The 830-nt window shown below is 69.9% G+C and carries 1 protein-coding gene; it reads right to left on the bottom strand.

The features are described from left to right. The coding region (locus tag H0524_RS22815) for a S8 family serine peptidase (RefSeq protein ID WP_180200495.1) at positions 1-830 on the bottom strand (830 nt) is incomplete at both ends.

The following is an 830-nucleotide window of genomic DNA, read 5'->3' as shown; positions in this document are numbered from 1 at the left end:
GCCGTCGCCGGTGCTGTGTTGGGAGCGGGCGGCGTTGATGGCGACGCCGGGTGCGGTGAGGTCGGGTTTGAGTGCGCCGGTGCGGGCCAGGGGTCCGACGCTGGAGAAGTCGGCGAGTTGGTCCTGTTTGTCGACGGCGCCGACGGTGAGGGCACTTTCGGCGGTGCCAGGCGAGCCGATCAGGCCGGAGTTGTTGCCGGCGGCGACGACGAAGAGGGTGTCGTGCTGTGCGGAGAGGCTTTCCACGGCGAGCGCCATCGGGTCGAGTCCGTCGGCTTGGCCGCCGCCGAGGCTCATGTTGATGATGTCGGCGCCGGATTCGGCGGCCCACTGCATGCCGGCGATGATCCAGGAGTCGTAGCCGTACCCGTTGTCGTTGAGGACTTTGCCGACGATCAGGTCGGCTGCGGGTGCGACGCCGGTGTTGTCGCCGTTGGAGGCGGCGCCGGTGCCGGCGATGGTGGAGGCGACGTGGGTGCCGTGTCCGTTGACGTCGGTGGTGTCTTCGTCGGGGACGAAGCTCACCATGTCCTGGATCTGATCCACGAGGTCGGGGTGGGTGGGGTCGATGCCGGTGTCGAGGACGGCGACGGTGGCGCCGTCGCCGTTGTAGCCGGCGTCCCAGGCTTCGGGGGCGCCGATTTGGGGGACGCTGTCGGCGAGGTCGGCGTGGACCTGGCCGTCGAGCCAGATTTTCGCAGCGCTGGTGCCTTCGCGGTTGGCGTCGGACCCGGACCCGGACCCGGAGCCGGAGCCGGAGCCGGAGCCGGAGGTGGTGGCCTCGGTGGTGAGGGTGGTCCAGAGGGTGCGGGTGTCTTCTTTGTCGGTGG

The sequence above is a fragment of the Salinispora sp. H7-4 genome, assembly GCF_013416675.1.
Lineage (GTDB): Bacteria > Actinomycetota > Actinomycetes > Mycobacteriales > Micromonosporaceae > Micromonospora > Micromonospora vitiensis.
Note: the sequence above shows the minus strand (reverse complement) of the source record. Positions and strands in the feature narration are given on the sequence as shown.